The organism is Areca yellow leaf disease phytoplasma, assembly GCF_041920595.1.
Map to the genome: position 1 here is coordinate 577,522 of NZ_CP169277.1, position 678 is coordinate 578,199.

Sequence of the window (678 nt, forward strand, 5' to 3'; positions counted from 1 at the left end):
CTTTTTAGGAATTTGAGATATTTTTTAAAATTATTGGGATATTGTTTGGCTAAATTGCAGATAGTGTATTCTAAATTATCCGCCAAAGTAAAAAGAACAGTATTTTGGGTGGTTTTTCACTTCTAATTCAAACAACTTATCTTGTAGATTATAGGTAATATCTGTTTGGAATTGAAGTTTTTCTAAAGCATTTAAAGTTACAATAATGACAGTAGAAACCGAAACACCACAATATCAAAACCTTTAGGAGCATATAAAGCGTGCCCCAAACTTGGAATACTAGTAATTTTTTTTTTTGTTCTTTGTAAAAACAATAGCGAATCATAGTTTTTTAAACAGTGATTTTAGTAATCAAAAGTTTAGTATAGGATTGTCTGTGTCCTTGTTTACAACGATATATTTTTACGTTTTTTATACTAAACACAATAATTTTTTTAGCGCGGTCGTGCTTGATTACTTGAGCTGTTACTTTAGTTGCCCTTAATAAAGGGGTGCCTAAAACAGGATTGGAGCCACCAACAGCTACAAAACTTCTTGAAATTGATAAAGTTGTTTCTTGAATTTAAACATTTAGTTTTTCAACATAAATTTCTTGTCCTTCGAGCAGGATTGTTTTTCCCCCGGTTTTGATGATTATAGCGCATTTTCACTCTCCTTATAAAAATTGCGGTATCTTTG

At 30.7% G+C, this 678-nt stretch carries 1 pseudogene; it reads right to left on the bottom strand.

What is annotated here, in order from left to right:
• Nucleotides 1-331: 331 nt before the first annotated feature.
• Nucleotides 332-637 (bottom strand): annotated as a pseudogene (rplU, locus tag ACEW7V_RS03260) (50S ribosomal protein L21).
• Nucleotides 638-678 lie beyond the last annotated feature (41 nt).